14 protein-coding genes are annotated in these 20,517 nt (G+C 71.8%); all 14 read left to right on the top strand.

Annotation, left to right across the window (positions count from 1 at the left end):
• Positions 1–58 precede the first annotated feature (58 nt).
• The 14 genes from F6J85_RS02435 to F6J85_RS02495 all read left to right on the top strand — a co-directional run bounded on the left by F6J85_RS02435 (position 59) and on the right by F6J85_RS02495 (position 20,497).
• A complete protein-coding gene (locus F6J85_RS02435; RefSeq protein ID WP_150923694.1) occupies positions 59–1,192 on the top strand; it encodes a serine/threonine-protein kinase in 1,134 nt (377 codons plus the stop codon).
• Positions 1,192–7,167, top strand: coding sequence for an Ig-like domain-containing protein (locus tag F6J85_RS02440; RefSeq protein ID WP_150923695.1), 5,976 nt, complete (start codon positions 1,192–1,194; stop codon positions 7,165–7,167). Before F6J85_RS02435 ends, F6J85_RS02440 begins: the two co-directional genes overlap by 1 nt.
• Positions 7,168–7,203: 36 nt before the next feature.
• On the top strand, positions 7,204–8,169 hold the full coding sequence (locus tag F6J85_RS02445; protein WP_150923696.1) for an AAA family ATPase: 966 nt from the start codon (positions 7,204–7,206) through the stop codon (positions 8,167–8,169).
• On the top strand, positions 8,166–9,536 hold the full coding sequence (locus F6J85_RS02450; RefSeq protein WP_150923697.1) for a DUF58 domain-containing protein: 1,371 nt from the start codon (positions 8,166–8,168) through the stop codon (positions 9,534–9,536). The genes F6J85_RS02445 and F6J85_RS02450 overlap by 4 nt, the downstream gene beginning before the upstream one ends.
• Positions 9,533–11,212 carry a TgpA N-terminal domain-containing protein gene (locus tag F6J85_RS17885; RefSeq protein ID WP_238707037.1) on the top strand — a complete coding sequence of 560 codons (1,680 nt, stop codon included), beginning with the start codon at positions 9,533–9,535 and terminating at the stop codon, positions 11,210–11,212. Before F6J85_RS02450 ends, F6J85_RS17885 begins: the two co-directional genes overlap by 4 nt.
• Positions 11,146–12,006, top strand: a complete 861-nt coding sequence (locus F6J85_RS17890; RefSeq protein ID WP_238707038.1) for a transglutaminase-like domain-containing protein — start codon at positions 11,146–11,148, stop codon at positions 12,004–12,006. Before F6J85_RS17885 ends, F6J85_RS17890 begins: the two co-directional genes overlap by 67 nt.
• A 2-nt stretch (positions 12,007–12,008) precedes the next feature.
• Complete coding sequence (locus F6J85_RS02460; RefSeq protein ID WP_150923698.1) at positions 12,009–13,403, top strand: DUF5684 domain-containing protein; 1,395 nt, start codon at positions 12,009–12,011, stop codon at positions 13,401–13,403.
• A gap of 11 nt (positions 13,404–13,414) precedes the next feature.
• Positions 13,415–13,954, top strand: coding sequence for a hypothetical protein (locus tag F6J85_RS02465; protein ID WP_150923699.1), 540 nt, complete (start codon positions 13,415–13,417; stop codon positions 13,952–13,954).
• A gap of 240 nt (positions 13,955–14,194) precedes the next feature.
• Entirely contained in the window at positions 14,195–14,563 is a 369-nt protein-coding gene (gene rpsL, locus F6J85_RS02470) for a 30S ribosomal protein S12 (RefSeq protein ID WP_150920677.1), read from the top strand.
• Between the two features lie 5 nt (positions 14,564–14,568).
• Complete coding sequence (rpsG, locus tag F6J85_RS02475) at positions 14,569–15,039, top strand: 30S ribosomal protein S7 (RefSeq protein WP_150920673.1); 471 nt, start codon at positions 14,569–14,571, stop codon at positions 15,037–15,039.
• A gap of 73 nt (positions 15,040–15,112) precedes the next feature.
• Positions 15,113–17,227 carry an elongation factor G gene (gene fusA, locus F6J85_RS02480; protein ID WP_150920672.1) on the top strand — a complete coding sequence of 705 codons (2,115 nt, stop codon included), beginning with the start codon at positions 15,113–15,115 and terminating at the stop codon, positions 17,225–17,227.
• 155 nt (positions 17,228–17,382) lie between these two features.
• Complete coding sequence (gene tuf / locus F6J85_RS02485; RefSeq protein ID WP_135063311.1) at positions 17,383–18,576, top strand: elongation factor Tu; 1,194 nt, start codon at positions 17,383–17,385, stop codon at positions 18,574–18,576.
• A 244-nt stretch (positions 18,577–18,820) separates the two neighbouring features.
• On the top strand, positions 18,821–19,351 hold the full coding sequence (locus F6J85_RS02490; protein ID WP_150923700.1) for a hypothetical protein: 531 nt from the start codon (positions 18,821–18,823) through the stop codon (positions 19,349–19,351).
• Positions 19,352–19,543: 192 nt separating this feature from the next.
• The gene (locus F6J85_RS02495; RefSeq protein ID WP_150923701.1) at positions 19,544–20,497 is read left to right on the top strand and encodes a hypothetical protein; all 954 of its coding nucleotides are present in this window, start codon (positions 19,544–19,546) and stop codon (positions 20,495–20,497) included.
• Positions 20,498–20,517 lie beyond the last annotated feature (20 nt).

The following is a 20,517-nucleotide window of genomic DNA, read 5'->3' on the forward strand; positions in this document are numbered from 1 at the left end:
TGACAACAGGCGCGTCGATGTGTGACGCCAGGGGAGTTCCGACCGGGGGAGGGCGGGTTTGCCGACACGCCTGCCCGCCGCGCCTCCGATCCTCCCGGGCCTGACCTACACCCGCCCGCTCGGATCCGGGGGATTCGCCGACGTCTTCCTGTACGAGCAGGACATGCCGCGCCGAAGCGTCGCGGTCAAAGTGCTCCCCAGTGACGTGCGCGACCCCGACCTGCTGCGCATGTTCAACGCCGAGGCCGACGTCCTCGCGCAGCTGTCGGCGCATCCCTCGATCGTGACGGTGTACCAGGCCGGCATCTCCGCCGACGGACGCCCCTACATCGTCATGGAGTACTGCCCGGGGTCTCTCGCGCAGCGGTACCGCGTCGAGCGCATCCCCGTGCCCGAGGTGCTGGCGATCGGGGTGAAGATGGCCAGCGCCCTGGAGACCGCCCACCGCGCGGGCCTCGTGCACCGGGACGTCAAGCCCAGCAACATCCTCATCACGACCTTCGGCGCCCCGGTGCTGGCCGACTTCGGCATCGCGTCGGCCCTGGCCCGCCAGACCGCCGACGAAGTGCTCGCGATGAGCGTGCCGTGGAGCGCGCCGGAGGTCGTCGCCGAGCAGACCGCCGGCACCGTTCCCAGCGAAGTGTGGAGCCTGGGCGCCACGATCTACTCGCTCCTGGCCGGTCACAGCCCCTTCGAGCGGCTCGAGCGCGGTCAGAACACACGCGAGCAGCTGCGCCGGCGGATCGCGCGCGCGAGCTACACCGAGATCGCGCGCGCGGACGTGCCGCCGTCGCTGCAGACGCTCCTGGCACGCACGATGAGCCGCGACGCGCGGGACCGCTTCGCCAGCGCGCTGGAGGTCGGGCAGGCCGTGCGCACCGTGCAGGCCGAGCTGGGCCTGCCGGTCACGCCGCTGGAGGTGGCGGCGGACGAGTGGGCTCCGGGGGTGCGTTCGGTGGACTTCTCCGACTCGTCGGTGCGCGGCCCGGTGCGCAGCTCGGTCGAGCACAGCGGGCGGCGGAAGTCGCGCACGTCCTCCGGCATGGCAGGCCTCGCGCGGGACGAGGACACCGAGATCTCCTCCCCGGAGCGGCGCACCCGCACGGCGGTGCCGTGGCTGCTCGGCGCCGCGGCCCTCATCGCGGGGGGCGCCGTCGCCGTCACGGCCCTGTTCGCCACTGGGATCCTCTGATGCGTCGCCGCAGGATCGCCGGCCTCGCCGCCGGAGCCGCCGCACTCGCTCTCGTGGCGGGCGTGAGCATCGTCTGGCCGGGCCTGGACGCCCAGGAGACGCCTGAGGTCGACGCGTCGGTGTGGGCGCTGCAGACGGCCGACGGCCGGCGGTACGCGCGCGTGAACACCGCGATCGGCGAGCTGGACACCGTGCGCAGCGTCAGCAACCCGACCGCCGTCGCGCAGTCGCCCGATGGCGCCTTCCTCTTCTCCGACAGCTACAGCAAGCTCACCCGGATCGACGAAGCCCTCCCCGCCGACCTGGATGAGGAGACCCTGCGCTCGTCGGAGTCGACACCGGCGGGCACGACCGAGGTGCTGACCTCCGGCGACTTCGTGGCCTACCGCACCGACACCGGGGCCGTCCACGCCGGCCGGCTCTCCACCGCCGACGCCGCGCAGCTCGACCCGTTCGCCTCGGCGGAGGACGAGGAGGAGGACGCTCCCGAGTACACCGCGGAGGCGGTGGCGGTCAACCGCGAGGGGCTCCTGTTCGCCTACTCGGCGACGGACGGATCCGTGCTGCGCTACGACATCGCCGGCGACGAGGTGCGCGGTCGCGACCCGCTCACGGCCGAGATCGCCAGCCCGGTCCTCACCGCCGCCGGCGACACGTGGGCCCTCGTGGACCGCGAATCGGGTGAGGTGCACGTGCGCGGCCGCGAGGAGTCGGTGACGGTGGAGCTCTCCGGCGACATCGTCGTGGGAGAGCCCGACCCCGACGGGACCGACGTGTGGATCGCGGGGGAGAACGGGCTCGTGCGCGTCTCCGCCGACGGGGCCGTGAGCGTCGAGGTCGATCGTGGCGCCACGGTGCTCGGTACGCCGGCCGCGCCGATCGTGCACGAGGGCGAGACCTTCGCGGCGTGGCTCGGGCCCACCGACGGCGGCGGCACGCTGTGGAGCTCGCGGGCGGGGGAGACGGCGCTGGAGTACGGCGCGGAGTCGCTCGGCGACGAGCGGCGGCCGGTGTTCGTCGCGACCGGTGGGGCGGTGATCCTCAACGAGGTGCGCACGGGGTGGGTGTGGACCCTGCCCGACGGGCGGCTGGTGCCCTCCAGCCAGGACTGGTCGCTGGATGACCGCACCGACCCCGCAGCCGTCCCCAGCGAGGAGCAGCTGGCCGTCGTCATCGACCCGAAGCCACCGATCGCCGAACCCGACGCGTTCGGCGTGCGGGCGGGACGGCTGGCCACCCTCCCGGTGCTCCTGAACGACCACGATCCCAACGAGGACGTGCTGAGCATCGACCCCGCCTCGGTGACGGGCCTGGATCCCGGGTTCGGCACCGTGAGCGTCACCGACGACGGCCAGCGCTTCGCCGTGCACGTCGCCCCCGGCGCATCCGGCAGCGCGACCTTCACGTACGGCGTCACCGACGGCACGACCGCCGACGGGATGGTGTCACCGGCCACCACCGTCACCCTCACCGTCTCCGGCGGCGACGGCGCCCCGCAGTGGTGCGGCGTGGAGAAGTGCCTCGTGCCCTGGCCCGCACCCGAGGTCGCGCGCGGCGGCACCGTGACGGTGCCGGTGCTGCCCGGCTGGGTCGACCCCGACGGTGATCCGCTGCTGCTGCTGTCGGTGGAGAACCCCTCCGGCATCGGCACGGTCGCCTCCTCGCCCGGCGGCGACGTGGTCTATCAGCACGCCGACGACGGCAGCGGCGGCGAGCAGCTCATCGAGCTGACCGTGAACGTCGCCGACACCGCGGGACAGATCACCAGCAAGCCGCTCGTGGTGCGGGTGACCCCCTCGCCCGCGCTGAGCGTGCAGTCCTTCGCGCGCGTGGACACGGTGGAGGGCGGCATGACGATCGACGTCGCCCCGCACGTCACCGGGACGGCGGGCACGCTGTCGCTGACCTCGGTGCGCGTCCTGGACGACCGTGCCGCCACCGCGACCGTCGTGGGTGGCACGACGACGTTCGACTTCACCGCGGGCGAGCCTGGCACATTCCGCGTCGGTTTCACCGTCACCGACGGGGTCTCGGATGCCACGGGCACGGCGCGCATCACGATCCTCCCGCCCGACGCCCCCGCGCAGCTGGCCACCTCGCCCGTCGTCGCCTTCGTCCGCCCGCAGGAGGACGTCACGCTCGACGTGTTCGCCGCGGTGTCCAATCCCACGCGTCGCGTACTGCTGCTCAGCGACGTCGTGGCCTCCGCCGACGAGGGCGCGACGCTGTCGGTGGACGCGGTGGGGCAGAGCAACCTGCGCGTGTCGGGCACGACCGCCTCCGGCGGCGCGGGGCGCCTGGGCACGGTGTCGTACACCGTCAGCGACGGCACCGAAGACGCCGGGGCGCGCGTGGCCGGGGAGGCGACGGTGTACCTGCTGCCCCCGGCGCCGGAGCTGGCGCCCATCGCCGTGGACGACATCGTCACGGTGCGCGCCGGCGCCCAGGTCGACATCCCGGTGCTCGAGAACGACATCTCCCCGGCCGGGGGACGCCCGAGCCTGGACCCGTCGTCGGTCGCCTCGAGCGTGCCGGAGGCGCTGGCCTTCGCCTCCGGCGATCTGCTCCGCTACCTCGCGCCCACCGAGCCGGGCGACTACGGGGTGGAGTACTCCGTGTACACGACCGGATCCCCCTCCCTCGTGGACACCGCGACCGTCCGCATCCGGGTGCTGCCCGACGACGCCAACCGCCCGCCGCTGCCGGCGACGCTGGAGGGGCGCGTGCTCAGCGGCGGCACGACGACGGTCGAGTTCGACGGCTTCGGCATGGACCCCGACGGCGACGTCGTGACGCTGGACCGCATCCTCACCCAGCCCGAGCGCGGGTCGGCCACGATCTCCGCCGACGGCTCGTCGATCGTGTACTCCTCGCTGCCGGGCGACCGCGGGCAGGTGTCGTTCCGCTACCGCGCGGTGGATGCCTCGGGGGCGACGGGGGAGGGCACCGCCCGCATCGGCGTCCTGGACGCGCAGGCCAACCCGAGTCCCATCACCTTCACCGATTACGTGCAGGTGCAAGCCGGCGAGGACAACACGATCCGCATCAGCCCGCTCGCCAACGACATCGACCCCACGCAGGGATCCCTGACCCTCACCGATGTGCGCCCCGACCTGCCGGAGACCTTCGCCGACGACGGCAGCGACAACCCCGAGTACGCGCGGCTGAAGGAGCAGATCCTCTCCGTCACCGACACCGGCGTCGTCCTGGCCGCCGGGGCGCTGCCCGGCACGATGTCGTTCCTCTACGACGTCGAATCCGACTCGGGGAACACCGGTCGCGGCCTCATCGTCGTCAAGGTCGTGCGCGAGAGCGTGCCGGACCACCCGATCGTCTCGGACACCGTGCTCACGGCGGAGAACCGCGAGGAGTTCATCTCGGGGGTCGACGTGCTCACCGGCAAGGCGACGTGGTCGCGTGGCGACGTCGACGACCTCGAGGTGAGCCTGTGGGGCGAGCCGGAGGGCGTCGGATTGAGCGGGCGCGAGCTCAGCGGCGATCTGCCGGCCACCACGCGCCTGATCCCCTTCGCCGTCCACGGGGTCGTCGGCGAGGAGGAGATCACGACGTACGCGTTCCTGCGCGTACCCGGTGACGACGACCTGTCGCTCTCCCTGCGCTCGGGGACGGCGCCGCAGGAGGTGCCCGAACTGGAGTCGGTCGCCTTCGACATGGCCGACCTGGTGGCCCTGCCCCGCGGGGCCGAGCTGGAGGTGGGGACGGATGTCAGCGCCTCGGGCGCGCGGCCGGAGGCGGCGTGCGCCCTGGAGGCCGGCACGCGCGTGCGCTACGACGCGGGGGCCGGGGCGCCGTGGACCGACGCGTGTCAGGTGCCCGTGCGTCTGGCCGGCACCGAGGAGTGGACGTACCTGTCGGTGCCGATCACGGTCGCCGCCCGCGATCCGCAGCCCGAGCTGCGCCCTGCCTCCCTCACGGTGGGGCCGGGCGAGACGGCCACGTTCGACCTGCGCGAGATGACCACGTGGCAGCTGGCGCGCGAGGACTGGGGCGCCATCCAGTACACCCTGGAGTACGGCGGCCCCGCGTTCGAGGTCACGCTTTCGGGGTCGACCGTCACCGTCGTGGGCGCCGACCGGGCGACACCGGGCAGCGAGAGCGCGGCGATCGTCGGGGTGAGCAGTCATCCCGCCGTCGCCCCCGCCCGACTCCTGCTGCGCGTGGGGGCCGCGCCCTCGACCCTCCCCCAGGGCGGGTCGGTCACGCAGCAGTGCTCGCAGGCGTCGGGGACCTCCTGCACGATCCCCGTCATCGGCGCCGGCGGCGAAGTGAATCCGCTGCCGCGCACGCCGCTGGAAGTGGTCGACGTCCGCCCCACCGGCGCGTGCGTGGGCGTGAGCTTCCAGGTCGCCTCGGCCGGGGCGGTGGCGGCGTCGTGGACACCGGATGCGCCGGGGGCGACGTGCACCGCGACATTCTCCGTGCGCGACGCGCAGGGACGCACCACCGCCTCCGAGCGCGACGGCCGCATCCTGCTCGACCTCCAGGGCTACCCCAAGGCGCCCGCCGGTGTCCGCCAGAGCGCCTACGCCGACGGGACCGTGACGCTGCGCGTCGACGCGGGCGAATCGCGCCTGGCCTACCCCGGGCTCAGCGGCTTCGTCGTGCGCAGCGGCGGCGCCGAGGTGGCCCGCTGCTCGGCGGACGGCGTGTGCCCGGTCATCTCCGCGCCCAACGGGGAGCAGCGCACGTACGAGGCGTGGGCCGTGAACGCCGTCGGCGAATCCCGCACGAGCGTGCGCACGATCGCGTGGGCGTACGACGTCCCCGCGACCCCGGGGAGCGTGGATTGGCAGCCCGTGCCCAACGGCGACGCCGGCGGCGTCATCGCCCTGACCATCGGCGGCATCGACTCGGCCGAGACCGGGTTCCTGCGGATCCAGAGCGCGACCGGTGTCTCGCGGGACGTCGAGGTGCGAGTGGGGCAGGACTCCGTCTCGCTGGACCGCTTCGAGATCGGCTCGAACGCGGCGACGGCCGTCACCGTGACGCCGTTCTCGCGTTTCGACACTCCTCCGGGCCTCGGGGGTGCCGCGTCGGGTCAGGCCCGCACGATCACGGCCAACGGCATCGGCGCCCCGGCCAACCTGTCGCTGGTGCTGGTTGCCCGATCCACCGGCGACGACAGCGCGGCGGTCACCGCGACCGCGCGAGCAGACCTCAACGGCGCCGGCTCCCGACTGCTCTTCGACATCGTCCCCGCGAACCAGGCGGGACGGTGCGACCCGCGCACGGCGGGGTCACCCGCCTACACCGAGGAGTTCACCGGACTCGAAGCGGGCGAGGTGTACGAGTACGTGGCGTGCGTGGTCTCCGAACGCAACGGACAGCGCTTCGGCGACGCCGAGGCGCGCAGCTCGATCCAGATCCAGATCGCCCGGGATCCGCGCGGGTGGAGCTACGCGGTGAACTCGCGCCCGGACGTGTCGGGCCAGCGTGCGGAGTGGCGGATGGGCGAGCCCCGGTCGGATGACCGCATTCCGCGCGGCTACCAGCCGGAGTTCTCCGGGTGGCCCAGCAGCGTCTTCAACAGCGACCCCGGCATCACCGTGCGTTACGTGCGCAACGAAGCCGGATGGCAGCCCTCCGGGTCGGTCGCCGTACCGCCCGCATCCGGCAGCGCCCCGTACCAGGTGGCGATCGAATGGGGCGTGACCAGCTGCGTCGGGGGGTCACCGCTCGCGGTGGGCAAGACCGCAGGGCCGGGCACGGTGACCGCCGACACGCAGTCCCTCCTCATCCGGTACTTCGATGCCCGGAACATCCTCGTCATCCCGGACACTGCCGGCACCGTGCCGGTGCGCGCGGTCCGGGTCGAGAACATCCCGGTGACCGCGTCGGTGGGGCAGTGGGGCCTGGGCGATGCCCGCGGGTCCGCGTCCTTCGGCAGCTGCGATCCCAACCTGCCCCCGGAGCCGCAACCCACGCCGACCCCGACCGACCCAACGACCCCCTGACCTCCGCCCCACCGCACCGACTGAAGGACCCCACCGATGACCCTCACCCAGGAGCAGGCCACCTGGTTCGCCACGACGTTCGGCCAGCTCGCCGACAACGTCGAGCGCGCCGTCCTCGGAAAGCGCCACATCGTGGAGCTCGTGCTGACCGCGATGCTCAGCGACGGCCACGTGCTGCTGGAGGACGTGCCCGGCACCGGCAAGACCTCGCTCGCGCGCGCGATCGCGCAGTCGGTGCAGGGCACCAACACGCGCATCCAGTTCACGCCCGACCTGCTCCCCGGTGACATCACCGGCATCACCGTGTACGACCAGAAGACCGGTGAGTTCGAGTTCCACTCCGGCCCCGTCTTCGCCAACATCGTCCTGGCCGACGAGATCAACCGCGCGAGCCCCAAGACCCAGTCCGCGCTCCTCGAGGTCATGGAGGAGGGTCGTGTCACGATCGACGGCGTGACGCGGCCGGTGGGGGTGCCGTTCCTCGTCCTGGCGACCCAGAACCCCGTCGAACAGGCCGGGACCTACCGGCTCCCCGAGGCGCAGCTCGACCGCTTCATGATGCGCACCTCGCTCGGCTACCCCGACCATGCCGCGACGGTGCGGATCCTCGACGGCGGCTCCACGGCCACGGCGGAGCTGACCCCGGTCATCACGCCGCAGGCGCTCGTGGGCATGGCCGACCTCGCCGCCGACACGTACGTGGACGCGCTCGTGCTGGACTACATCGCGCGCCTGGTGGATGCCACGCGCTCGGCGGACGAGGTGCGCCTGGGTGTCAGCATCCGCGGTGCCCTCGCCCTCACGCGCGCCTCGCGCGCCCGCGCGGCGTCGCAGGCGCGCACCTACGTCACCCCCGACGACGTCAAGGCGCTCGCCGTCGCGGTGCTCTCGCACCGCCTGATCCTGCACCCCGAGGCCGAGTTCGACGGCGTCACGCCCGAAGCCGTCATCGGGCAGGTGCTCCTCGACGTCGCGCCGCCCACCCAGCGCGAGGCGGTATGACCCCGACCGAGGCAGGCCTCACGCGCACGTCGTTCTCGTCCACCGCGACGGCGTCGCGCACGTCGGTGACCTCCACCACGACGGCGCGGCGCGGACGCGGGCTCGTCCGTGCGGTCGTGTGGGCGACGGCGGCGTGGCGGGCGCTCGTGCGCGCGGTCGCCGCCGCCGTGCGCTGGTGCGCCGGCACGGTGCGCCCGGCGGGCGCGCTCGTGGTCGTGGCGGCCACCGCGGGCCTGGTCCTCGGGATGGTGTTCGGATGGGTGGAGTGGATGGTCGCGGGCGCGGCGGCCCTCGTACTGCTGGTGATGAGCGTGCCCTTCCTCTTCGGCGCGCGCGCGTACGACGTCGACCTCAGCCTCGCCCACGAGCGGATCGTGGCCGGCCAGGGGGTCGAGGGCGAGATCGTCGTGCGCAACCATGGACGGCGCATCGCCCTGCCCGGCCGCCTGGACATCCCCGTCGGTCGCGGCCTGGTGGAATTCGGCGTTCCGCTGCTGCGACCGGGGCACACCGTCGCGCAGCCGCTGGAGATCCCAGCCCTGCCCCGCGGCATCGTCCGCGTGGGGCCGGTGACGACGGTGCGCAGCGACCCGCTCGGGCTGCTCCGCCGCGAGCACGCCTTCCCCGACCAGCACGAGCTGTACGTGCACCCGCGCACCGTGGGCCTGCCCTCCACGAGCGCCGGTCTCATCCGCGACCTGGAGGGCAACCCCACGCGGCGGCTCGTGAACGCCGACATGTCCTTCCACGCCATCCGCGAGTACGCCCCCGGTGACGCGCAGCGCCAGGTGCACTGGAAATCCACCGCCAAGACCGGCCGGCTCATGGTGCGCCAGTTCGAGGAGTCGCGCCGCTCGCGCATGGCGGTGGTGCTGGGCACGGCGCAGCAGGAGTACTCCGACGCCGACGAGTTCGAGCTCGCCGTCAGCGCCGCCGCATCCCTGGGCCTGCGCGCGGTGCGCGACGCGCGCGACCTCGACATCGTGATCGGCTCGGAGATCCCGCGCGTCGTGCGCGGTCGCCTGCGCGCCATCCAGCACATCCCCACCGTCGCCCCGCGTCCCATGCTCGACGGGTTCAGCGCCGTCAACCGGCTCGAGAACACCATGAACATCGAGGACATCTGCCGCCTCACCTCCGAGGCCAACGAGCGCCTGTCGATCGCGTTCGTCGTGGTCGGCTCCCTCGTCCCGCTCGTGCGGCTGCGGCAGGCCGCCCTCGCCTTCCCCCTCGACACCACCGTCGTCGCTGTGATGTGCGACGAGCACGCCCACCCCCGCATGCAGTCGCTGCCGGGCATCTCCGTCCTCACGATCGGCACGATCGAGGATCTGTCGGGCCTGCTCCTGCGGGGAGCTGCGTCGTGACCGCGCGGCGCGTGGCCGGGGGATCCGTCTTCGTCGGCGTCACCGCCGTCGCCGCGGCGGTCGCGGCGTGGCCGGTGTACGCCTCGTGGCAGTTCGCCGTCCTCGCCGCGGTGGCAGCGGCCGTGGGCGCCGGCATCGCCGCGCTGGTGTTCCGGCGACGGTGGAGCCCGTGGCGGACGGCCGCCCTGCTGGCCGGGGCGTTCATCCTGCTGTGCGTGCCGCTGGCCGTGCCCGCGCGGCTGGGCGGCCCCGTCGACCTCCTCCGCGGCCTGGGGGAGGCCGCCGCCGGCGTCGTCCTGGCGTGGAAGGACCTCATCACCGTCGACCTTCCGGTGGGGGCGTACCGCAACCTGCTCGTCCCGGCGCTGGTGATCTTCCTGGCCGGCACGTGCGGGGCCCTGCTGCTGTCGTGGCGCAGCGACCGCTGGGCGATCGCCGCCGTCCCCGTCGGGTTCGGGATGCTGGGATTCGGGCTGTTCTTCGGACGCACCGAGGTCAGCGACCCCCTGCGGGTGGGTGCGGTGACCCTGTACGCGCCGGCTGAGACGCTCCTGGGAGTGGTCGGGCTGCTGTCGGCGGTGCTGTGGCTGGCGTGGCGGACGCACGACGAGCGCGTGCGGGCGCTGTACCGCGCGGCCACCGCGAGCGGCGTACGGGTCTCGCGACGCCCCTCGCGCACCGACCGGCGCCGCACGGCGCTGGGGGCGGCGATGGTCTCGCTCGCGCTCGTGGCCGCCGTCGCGATCGTGCCGTGGGCCGCACGCGGCGCCGACCGCGATGTGCTGCGTTCGGCGGCCGGACCCGAGCGCGAGATCGCCGCCGCCGTCAGCCCGCTCACGCAGTACCGCGCGCTGTTCGCCCCCGAGCGCGCCGACGACGTGCTGTTCCGCGTGTCGGGGGAGGGCCGGCTCCCCGAACGCGTGCGGGTGGCGACGCTCGACACGTACGACGGCGAGACGTTCCGTGCTGGCAGCGGTGACCCCGGGGCATCCGCGTCGTTCGTACGGGTGCCGGCGGCGCTGGATGCCGGCGAGGGGGCCGCGGTCGAAGCGGAGATCGCGATCGAGGCGCTTGAGGGCATCTGGCTGCCCACGGTCGGGCGGGTGTCGTCGGTGGAGTTCGCCGGAGAGCGCGCCGCGGCCCTCGCCGACCGCTTCTACTACAGCGCCCACGCCCAGGCCGGCGTCGTGACCGCCGGGGCGGGGCCCGCGACGGCGACACGTACCGCGTGCGCGCCGTCGAACCGCCCGCGGCCGATCTGGCCGCCCTCGAGGCGCCCGGCTACGACGCGTCGGCGCTGCCGGCGCCGGACAACCTCGTGCGGTGGGTCGAGGAGCACGCGACGGGTTCGGACGGCGCGGCCCTCGCGGGCCTCGTGGAGCTGCTGCGCGAGCGCGGCTTCCTCAGCCACGCGCTGGCGATCGACGAGGATGCGCCGCCGTCGTGGATGCCCGAGCTCGCGCCCTACACGTTCCAGCCCAGCGCCGCGGGGCACTCCCTCGCCCGCATCGACACGATGTTCGCGCGTCTGCTCGAACGCGAGAGCGACCCGCGGGCAGCCGCATCCGGGAACTTCGTCGCCGCCGTGGGCGATGAGGAGCAGTTCGCCGTGGCCACCGCGCTCATCGCGCGCGAGCTGGGATTCCCCGCGCGCGTCGTGCTGGGCGCGCGGCTGAGCGCCGCCGACACCGGCGTCTTCACCTGCGAGGACGGCGTGTGCCGCGCGCAGGACCTTTCGGTGTGGACGGAGGTCCGCGACGTGGACGGGGCCTGGACCGCCGTCGACGTCACGCCGCAGTGGAGCCGGCCCCCGAGCCTGGAGGTGACCGAGCAGCGCGACCCGGAGAACGTCACCGAGGTGCGCCCCGACACCGTCGAGGAGGTCGTGCCGCCCGAGCCCGTGCAGGAGGACACCGCGCGCGATGACGACGGCGACGACGGCGCGGGATGGGACCTGTCGTGGCTGTGGCCGATCCTGCGGATCGTGGGAACAGTCCTGCTCATCCTTCTGGTGATCCTGGGGCCGTTCCTCCTCATCGTCGCCGCGAAGGCGGTGCGTCGGCGGGGTCGGCGCCTCGCCCCCGACGCAGTCCAGCGGATCGCCGGCGGCTGGGACGAGTACGTCGACGCGGGCACGGACGCCGGGCGCGCCGCGCCGCCCGCCGGCACGCGACCCGAGCTCGCCGCAGCGTTCGCCACACCCGCCGGCGCCCACCTGGCGGCGGAGGCCGATCGGGCGGTGTTCTCGAGCGAGACGGCGACGCTGGATGACGCGGAGGAGTTCTGGCGCATCGTGGATGACGAGCGACGCGCGCTGACGCGCGGCGCAGGATTCCGGCGCAGCATCCTCGCGGCCCTATCTTTGAGATCATTCGTCCGCGTCGTCGCGCCGCGGGCGACGGAGCGGATAGCTCGCATCGTTGAGAGGGGGAAGCGCCGGCGGCTGAGCCGCGGGCGCGAAACGTCATGAACATGGATGTCATCACGGTCGCGATGGGGGTGACCTCGTTCATCCTGCTCGTGGTCCTGTACCTCTGGATGGCGCTGGCGCTGTCCGCCCTGTTCCGCAAAGCCGGCGAGGAGGGGTGGAAGGGCTGGGTGCCCGTGCTCAACCAGGCCGTGCTGCTGCAGCTGGGCGGGTTCTCGCCGTGGCTGATCCTCCTGATCCTCATCCCCGGCCTGGGTGCCCTGGCGGTGTACGTGCTGCTCGTCGTGGCCGCGCACCGCATCAACCGCTCCTTCGGCTACGGCGCCGGGATGACGGTCCTCGCGGCGCTGTTCATGCTCATCTGGGCCAGCGTCCTGGGGTTCGGCGCGGCGCGCTGGATCGGCGAGCCTCCGGCCCACGTGCGGCGCTCGAACGAGCCCGCCGCCCCCGCCGCCCCGCCGCTGGTGGGCGGGTGGACCCCGTCCGCGCCGCCGCCCCTGCCCGCTCCGGCGCCGGCCGGCGCGTCCGCCGGCCCTGGCGCGGCGGCTCCGGCGTGGGCGCCCTCGACCCCGCCGCCGCCTCCGCTGCCGCGCGTGTCGGCCGCACCCGCCCCCGCGCGCGGCCCGCTGTCGCCGGAGCTGGAGGACAGCGCGGTGGATCCCGAAGACCGCATGCCCGCCGCGGCCGCCCAGCCCGCCGGATCGTTCACCCCGCCGCCGGTGCCGCCCGCGGCCGCCGCCGCGCCCGAGCCGATCACCCCGATCTCCTCCGTTCCCGGCATGCGCTCGGCCCCGCCGCCGGCTGCCGCACCCGCGCCCGTGCACAGCGTGCCGGATGCTCCGACTCCGGCACCCGAGCCCGAGCCGTGGGCGCCGGCCCCCGTGACGCAGGCTCAGCCGCCGGTGCAGCACGACACGTTCGGCGAGCTGTCCGAGGCCGTCTCGGCGGTGTCGGGAGCACCGGATGCCGGCGCTCCGCGCTCGGCCCGGTCGTCGGTGTCTGCGCTGTACGCCGAGCCGGGGATCGGTGACGAGCAGTTCGGCGCGGCCGATCCGGCCGCCGATGACGAGCCCTTCGACCAGACGGTCATCGCCAAGCGCCGCCGCACTCCGTGGAAGCTCATCCCGCCCTCGGGTGCGCCGCTGGACATCTCCTCCGACGTCGTCATCCTCGGGCGCAAGCCCGCACCCGACCCCGCGTACCCCGACGCGCAACTGGTCTCGATCCCCGACGAGACCCGCACCGTCTCCAAGACGCACGCGCGGCTCGAGTTGCGCGGCGAGACCTGGTACGTCACCGACCTCGGCTCCACCAACGGCGTGCTGTTCGCCACGCTGATGGGCACCGAGGTGGAGGCGCAGCCCGGGCAGGAGCTGGAAGCGGGTGAGCGCTTCTTCCTCGGCGACGCCGAAGTGCGGCTGCGTCGCACCGACGCCTGAGCGGAGCATCCATGGGCCAGGACGACGACAGCGACGAGGACGACGTCACGCTGTGGGCGGGCCGGCTGCGGTCATGGCCTGCCCTCGACACCGACTTCGACGACGCCACCGCCCTGGCCGCACGGGATGGGGGACCGCGGCGGCGCGCCGAGGCCGCCGCGCCCCACCCGGAGGAACCGGAGGCCGGATCGACGGTCGTGGCCCGTCGCGAGACCCGCCGCCGGGCCACGCGGCCGCCCGAGGATGCCACGGCCCTGAGTCCCCGGCGCGACACCGTCGCCCCGCACCAGCCGTCGCTGCCGGAGGGCCGGCGGGCCGCCCGGGTACCGGACGGACACGCGCGCGAGATCTACCGTCCCCGCACGATGGAGCCCGAGATCGTGGAGCGGCGTGCTCCCGCCCCCCGTGCGCCGCAGCATCCGGTCGCTGCCGGGGCCGCGGGCACGCGCGATCGCCGGCGGCGCCGGCGCTGGGCGGGGTGGGCCGCCGCGGGGGCCGTTCTCGTGGTGCTCGCCGCGTCCGCCGTCGTACTGATGCTCGCTCTGGGCTGAACCGCGCGTTTGCCAGCCCCCGCCGACGGGCGTATCATGGATCGGGTGTGCGCACATGCGCGCCCTGCGTCGTGCCTCGGCCCGTGCAGGCGAGCAAGCGCCGCATCTCAGGGAACGGCCTGCGAACAGGCCACCCCCACGGCATACCCACCACCAGTACGCGTCAGTCCTCCTGCCGCGCCGGCGGGTCTGTGGTGAAACCACATGGCTGTCACCGTGCAGCATTATCAAGGAGAGAACGTGCCAACCATTCAGCAGTTGGTTCGCAAGGGGCGTGCGCCGAAGGTCTCGAAGACCAAGGCTCCCGCACTGAAGGCGAACCCGCAGCAGGCAGGCGTCTGCACCCGCGTGTACACGACCACGCCGAAGAAGCCGAACTCGGCCATGCGCAAGGTCGCCCGTGTCAAGCTCCGCAACGGCACCGAGGTCACCGCGTACATCCCCGGCGAGGGCCACAACCTGCAGGAGCACTCGCTCGTGCTCGTGCGTGGCGGCCGTGTGAAGGACCTTCCCGGTGTGCGCTACAAGATCGTCCGCGGCGCCCTGGACACCCAGGCCGTGAAGAACCGCAAGCAGGCCCGTAGCCGCTACGGCGCGAAGAAGGGTTGAGTTAGATGCCTCGTAAGGGTCCCGCCCCCAAGCGTCCCGTCGTCAACGATCCGGTGTACGGCGCCCCCGTCGTCACCCAGCTCGTGAACAAGATCCTCGTCGACGGCAAGAAGTCCATCGCCGAGTCGATCGTGTACACCGCGCTCCGCGGCGTCGAGACCAAGAACGGCCAGGATGCCGTCGCCACCCTCAAGAAGGCGCTCGACAACGTGCGCCCCACCCTCGAGGTCAAGTCGCGCCGCGTCGGTGGCTCCACCTACCAGGTGCCGGTGGAGGTCAAGCCCCACCGCGCCAACACGCTCGCCCTGCGCTGGCTCGTCAGCTACGCCAAGGGTCGTCGTGAGAAGACCATGACCGAGCGCCTCCAGAACGAGATCCTGGATGCCTCGAACGGCCTGGGGGCTGCGGTCAAGCGCCGCGAAGACACCCACAAGATGGCCGAGTCGAACCGCGCCTTCGCGCACTACCGCTGGTAAACAGCTTTTCCGCGTCCGGCCGGGGATACCGTCCCCGGCCGGACGCACCACACAAGACGTAAAGGAAAACCCCGTGGCACAAGAAGTGCTCACCGACCTCACGAAGGTCCGCAACATCGGCATCATGGCCCACATCGATGCCGGCAAGACCACGACGACCGAGCGGATCCTCTTCTACACGGGCGTCAACCACAAGATCGGCGAAACCCACGACGGCGCTGCCACCACCGACTGGATGGAGCAGGAGCAGGAGCGTGGCATCACGATCACCTCCGCCGCCGTGACGTGCTTCTGGGACAAGAACCAGATCAACATCATCGACACCCCCGGTCACGTCGACTTCACCGTCGAGGTGGAGCGTTCGCTGCGCGTCCTCGACGGCGCCGTCGCGGTGTTCGACGGCAAGGAGGGCGTGGAGCCCCAGTCCGAGACCGTGTGGCGTCAGGCCGACAAGTACGACGTCCCGCGCATCTGCTTCGTCAACAAGATGGACAAGCTGGGCGCCGACTTCTACTTCACCATCGACACCATCGTCAACCGCCTGAAGGCCAAGCCCCTCGTGCTGCAGCTGCCGATCGGCGCCGAGAACGACTTCGTCGGCGTCGTCGACCTGGTCGAGATGCGCGCGCTGGTGTGGCCCGGCGACTCCAAGGGCGACGTGACCATGGGCGCGAAGTACGAGATCCAGGAGATCCCGGCCGACCTCGCCGACAAGGCCGCCGAGTACCGCGAGAAGCTCATGGAGACCGTCGCGGAGTCGGACGAGGCTCTGCTGGAGAAGTACTTCGGCGGTGAGGAGCTCACGGTCGCCGAGATCAAGGGCGCCATCCGCAAGCTCACGATCAACTCGGAGCTGTACCCCGTGCTGTGCGGCTCGGCGTTCAAGAACCGCGGCGTGCAGCCGATGCTCGACGCGGTCGTGGACTACCTGCCCTCGCCTCTCGACGTCCCCGCCATCGAGGCGCGCGACCCGAAGAACGAAGAGACGATCATCGAGCGTCACGCCGACCGTGAGGAGCCGTTCGCGGCCCTCGCGTTCAAGATCGTGACGCACCCCTTCTTCGGTCGCCTCACCTACATCCGCGTGTACTCCGGTCACCTGGACTCCGGCGCCCAGGTCGTCAACGCGACCAAGGGCAAGAAGGAGCGCATCGGGAAGATCTTCCAGATGCACGCCAACAAGGAGATGCCGATCGACTCGGTCACGGCCGGTCACATCTACGCCGTCATCGGCCTGAAGGACACCACGACCGGTGACACGCTGTCCGACAGCGCCAACCAGGTCGTCCTTGAGTCGATGACCTTCCCCGAGCCGGTCATCGAGGTCGCGATCGAGCCCAAGACCAAGGCCGACCAGGAGAAGCTGGGTCTGGCGATCCAGAAGCTCGCGGAGGAAGACCCGACGTTCCGCGTCGAGCAGAACTCCGAGACGGGTCAGACCGTCATCAAGGGCATGGGCGAGCTGCACCTGGACATCCTCGTGGACCGCATGAAGCGCGAGTTCAAGGTCGAGGCCAACGTCGGCAAGCCGCAGGTGGCCTACCGCGAGACGATCAAGAAGGCCGTCGAGCGTCACGACTACACGCACAAGAAGCAGACCGGTGGATCGGGTCAGTTCGCGAAGATCCAGTTCGCGCTGGCGCCTCTCGAGGTCACGGCCGACAAGACCTACGAGTTCGAGAACAAGGTCACCGGTGGCCGCATCCCGCGCGAGTACATCGCGCCGGTGGACCAGGGCTTCCAGGACGCCATGAACGTCGGCGTGCTCGCCGGCTACCCCATGGTCGGTGTCAAGGCGACCCTCCTGGACGGTGCGTCGCACGACGTCGACTCGTCCGAGATGGCGTTCAAGATCGCCGGCTCCATGGGCTTCAAGGAGGCCGTCCGCAAGGCGAACCCCGTCATCCTCGAGCCGATCATGGCCGTCGAGGTGCGTACTCCCGAGGAGTACATGGGCGACGTCATCGGCGACCTGAACTCCCGCCGCGGCCAGATCCAGTCGATGGAGGACGCCGCCGGCGTCAAGGTCGTCCGGGCCAACGTGCCGCTGTCGGAGATGTTCGGCTACATCGGCGACCTGCGCTCGAAGACCTCGGGCCGCGCCGTGTACTCGATGGAGTTCGACAGCTACGCCGAGGTTCCTCGCGCCGTGGCCGACGAGATCGTCCAGAAGACCAAGGGCGAGTAACACCGCCCCGGGATGTCGGGGTCCCTCCCTCGTGAGGGCCCCGGCATCCAGCAAACTCAATACCGACTCTCTAGTAATCTGAGAACCAACCCCGTAGCTGACCGGTCGCAACCCAGTGCCCGGAACCTCTACACGAACGTCCTGAGGAGGACCCAGTGGCTAAGGCCAAGTTCGAGCGCACCAAGCCGCACGTCAACATCGGAACCATCGGTCACGTTGACCACGGCAAGACCACGCTCACCGCCGCGATCTCCAAGGTGCTCGCCGACAAGTACCCGTCGGCCACCAACGTCCAGCGCGACTTCGCGTCGATCGACTCGGCGCCCGAAGAGCGCCAGCGCGGTATCACCATCAACATCTCGCACGTCGAGTACGAGACCCCCAAGCGTCACTACGCCCACGTCGACGCCCCTGGGCACGCTGACTACATCAAGAACATGATCACCGGTGCCGCTCAGATGGACGGCGCGATCCTCGTGGTCGCGGCGACCGACGGCCCGATGGCCCAGACCCGCGAGCACGTGCTGCTCGCCAAGCAGGTCGGCGTGCCGTACCTGCTGGTCGCCCTCAACAAGGCCGACATGGTCGACGACGAGGAGATCCTGGAGCTCGTCGAGCTCGAGGTCCGCGAGCTGCTCTCCAGCCAGGACTTCGACGGCGACAACGCTCCCGTCGTGCGCGTCTCGGGCCTGAAGGCTCTCGAGGGTGACGAGAAGTGGGTCAACTCGATCGTCGAGCTCATGGAGGCCGTCGACGAGTCCATCCCCGACCCGGTGCGTGACAAGGACAAGCCGTTCCTCATGCCCATCGAGGACGTCTTCACCATCACCGGCCGTGGCACGGTCGTCACCGGTCGCGCCGAGCGTGGCACGCTCGCGATCAACTCCGAGGTCGAGATCGTCGGCATCCGCCCGACGCAGAAGACCACGGTCACCGGTATCGAGATGTTCCACAAGCAGCTCGACGAGGCGTGGGCCGGCGAGAACTGCGGTCTGCTCCTTCGCGGCACCAAGCGTGACGACGTCGAGCGCGGCCAGGTCGTCGTCAAGCCCGGCTCGGTCACCCCTCACACGAACTTCGAGGGCACCGCGTACATCCTGTCCAAGGATGAGGGTGGGCGTCACAACCCGTTCTTCACGAACTACCGCCCGCAGTTCTACTTCCGCACCACGGACGTCACCGGCGTCATCACGCTGCCCGAGGGCACCGAGATGGTCATGCCCGGTGACACCACGGAGATGTCGGTCGAGCTCATCCAGCCGATCGCCATGGAAGAGGGCCTCGGCTTCGCGATCCGTGAGGGTGGCCGCACCGTCGGCGCCGGCACGGTGACGAAGATCCTCAAGTAAGTCCTCGGACTTTCCGACTCAGGGGTCGGGCCTTCGGGCCCGGCCCCTGAGTCGTCTCCGGACTCGTGTGTTACGGGCGGATGAAGACTTCGGCGAGGGGCGACAACTTTAGTTGTGTATTTCCTTTGAATGCCGATAGCCTGACGACAGGGCGGGAAAGGTAGCAGTTTCCCCCCGTCGATCAGCCCCAGATCGACCCCCTTGTCCTTGTCCTTGTCCTCGTCCCCAGTTCTGGAGAATACGAATGAAGAACATCCGCGCAAAGTTCGCCGCCGTCGTCATTGCGGCCGCCGCCCTCGTCGCCCTGCCCGTCGCGGCATCGGCCTACACCCCGGCCGTCCCGCCGGCAGAGACCGCCACCCTGGCCCCCGGCGCCAGCGCCCCCTTCACGTTCACCGGCTTCGCTCCCGGCGAGCCCGTGACCTTCACCCTCACGGGTGAGGGTGTCGGCGACGAGCACCTCGCGCTCGTGAAGGCCGCCCCCACCTCGACGCAGGTGAGCAAGACGGCCACGGCCGACGGTGCGGCCACCGCCACCGTCACGCTGCCGACCAACGCCACGGGCACCTACCTGCTCACCTCGGACAGCCCGTCGACCGACGCCGAGACCCTCGCCATCACGGTCGCGGCCGCCGGTGGCGGGGCCCTGCCGGCCACGGGTATCGACGCCGCGTCGATGACCGGTGTGTGGATCGGTGGCGGCGCGCTGCTGGCCGCCGGTATCGCCGTCACGAGCGTCGCGATGATCCGTCGTCGCCAGGCCGACCAGGCGTAACGCTTCCCCTTCCCGAAGGCCCCCCGTCCAGTACGGGGGCCTTCGTCGTGCCCGCCCCACCCCATCCACCCACTCTCGGCGCGCGGCGCGGCGGGAGCCACCTCTCCTGCACAGGGGCGCGGGCGGGGGAGGAGTGCACAGAGGCGCGGGAGGCGACGACGTCGGTAGTGGGGCGCGCGGAGGGTGGAGGGCGTGCAGACGAACGGACTCCTCCTCACCTCCGACCTCGGCGGCGAAGGCCGCGAGGCCACCCTGGCCGCGGGCGTGCGCAGCGGCGCCGTGGTCCGCATCCGCCACGGCGCGTACATCGACGCCGGCCGGTGGGACGCGGCATCCAGCGAAGAGCGTACGAGACTGCGCACCCGGGCGTTCGTCCGGGCGTGCGCGTCCCCGCCGGTCATCGCGTTCACCAGTGCTGCCGCCGAATGGGATCTGCCCGGGTTCCGCGTGCGCGATGACCGCGTCCACACCCTCGATCCCGGTGCTCATCCCGCGCGCAGCCGTGCCGACGTGTTCCGCCACAGCGGTCCGCTGCCCCCGGAGGACGTCGAGGTGCGCGACGGGATCCTCGTCACGTCTCTGCCCCGCACCATCGCCGACGTGATCCGCATGGTGTCGGTCGAGGCCGCCGTCGCGTACTTCGACGCCGCGCTGCGCGTTGTCGCCTGGCGCGGACACGGGCTGTACGACCTCACCGCCGCCGAAGCCTTTCGCGCCGGGATCCACGCGCGACTGGACGCGATGCCGGGGGCCCGCGGCATCCGGCAGGCGCGCTTCGTCACCGACTTCGCCGACGGACGGGCGCAGCTGCCGGGGGAGAGCGTGTCGCGGCTGTGGATGCAGCGGCTCGGGGTGCCCGCGCCGATCCTGCAGCTCGAGGTCCTCCTCGCCGGCGGGCGCCGGGCGTACCCCGACTTCGCGTGGCCGATGCTCCGCCGATTCGGGGCGTTCGACGGCGACGGCAAGTACCTCGACCCGGCGATGGCCCGTGGACTCTCCGTCCGCGACGTTCTGCGCACTCAGCGGACTCGGGAGAGCGAGCTCTGCGCGGCGACGGACTGGACGCCCGTTCGGTGGGGGAGCGAGCGTCTCACGGGAATCGACGCCTTCGCTGCCTTCCTTCGCTCCCACCAGCTCCTCCGCTGATCTTGAGAGTGCATCAACCC

Origin of the sequence: Microbacterium lushaniae, assembly GCF_008727775.1 — a bacterium.
GTDB classification, from domain to species: domain Bacteria; phylum Actinomycetota; class Actinomycetes; order Actinomycetales; family Microbacteriaceae; genus Microbacterium; species Microbacterium lushaniae.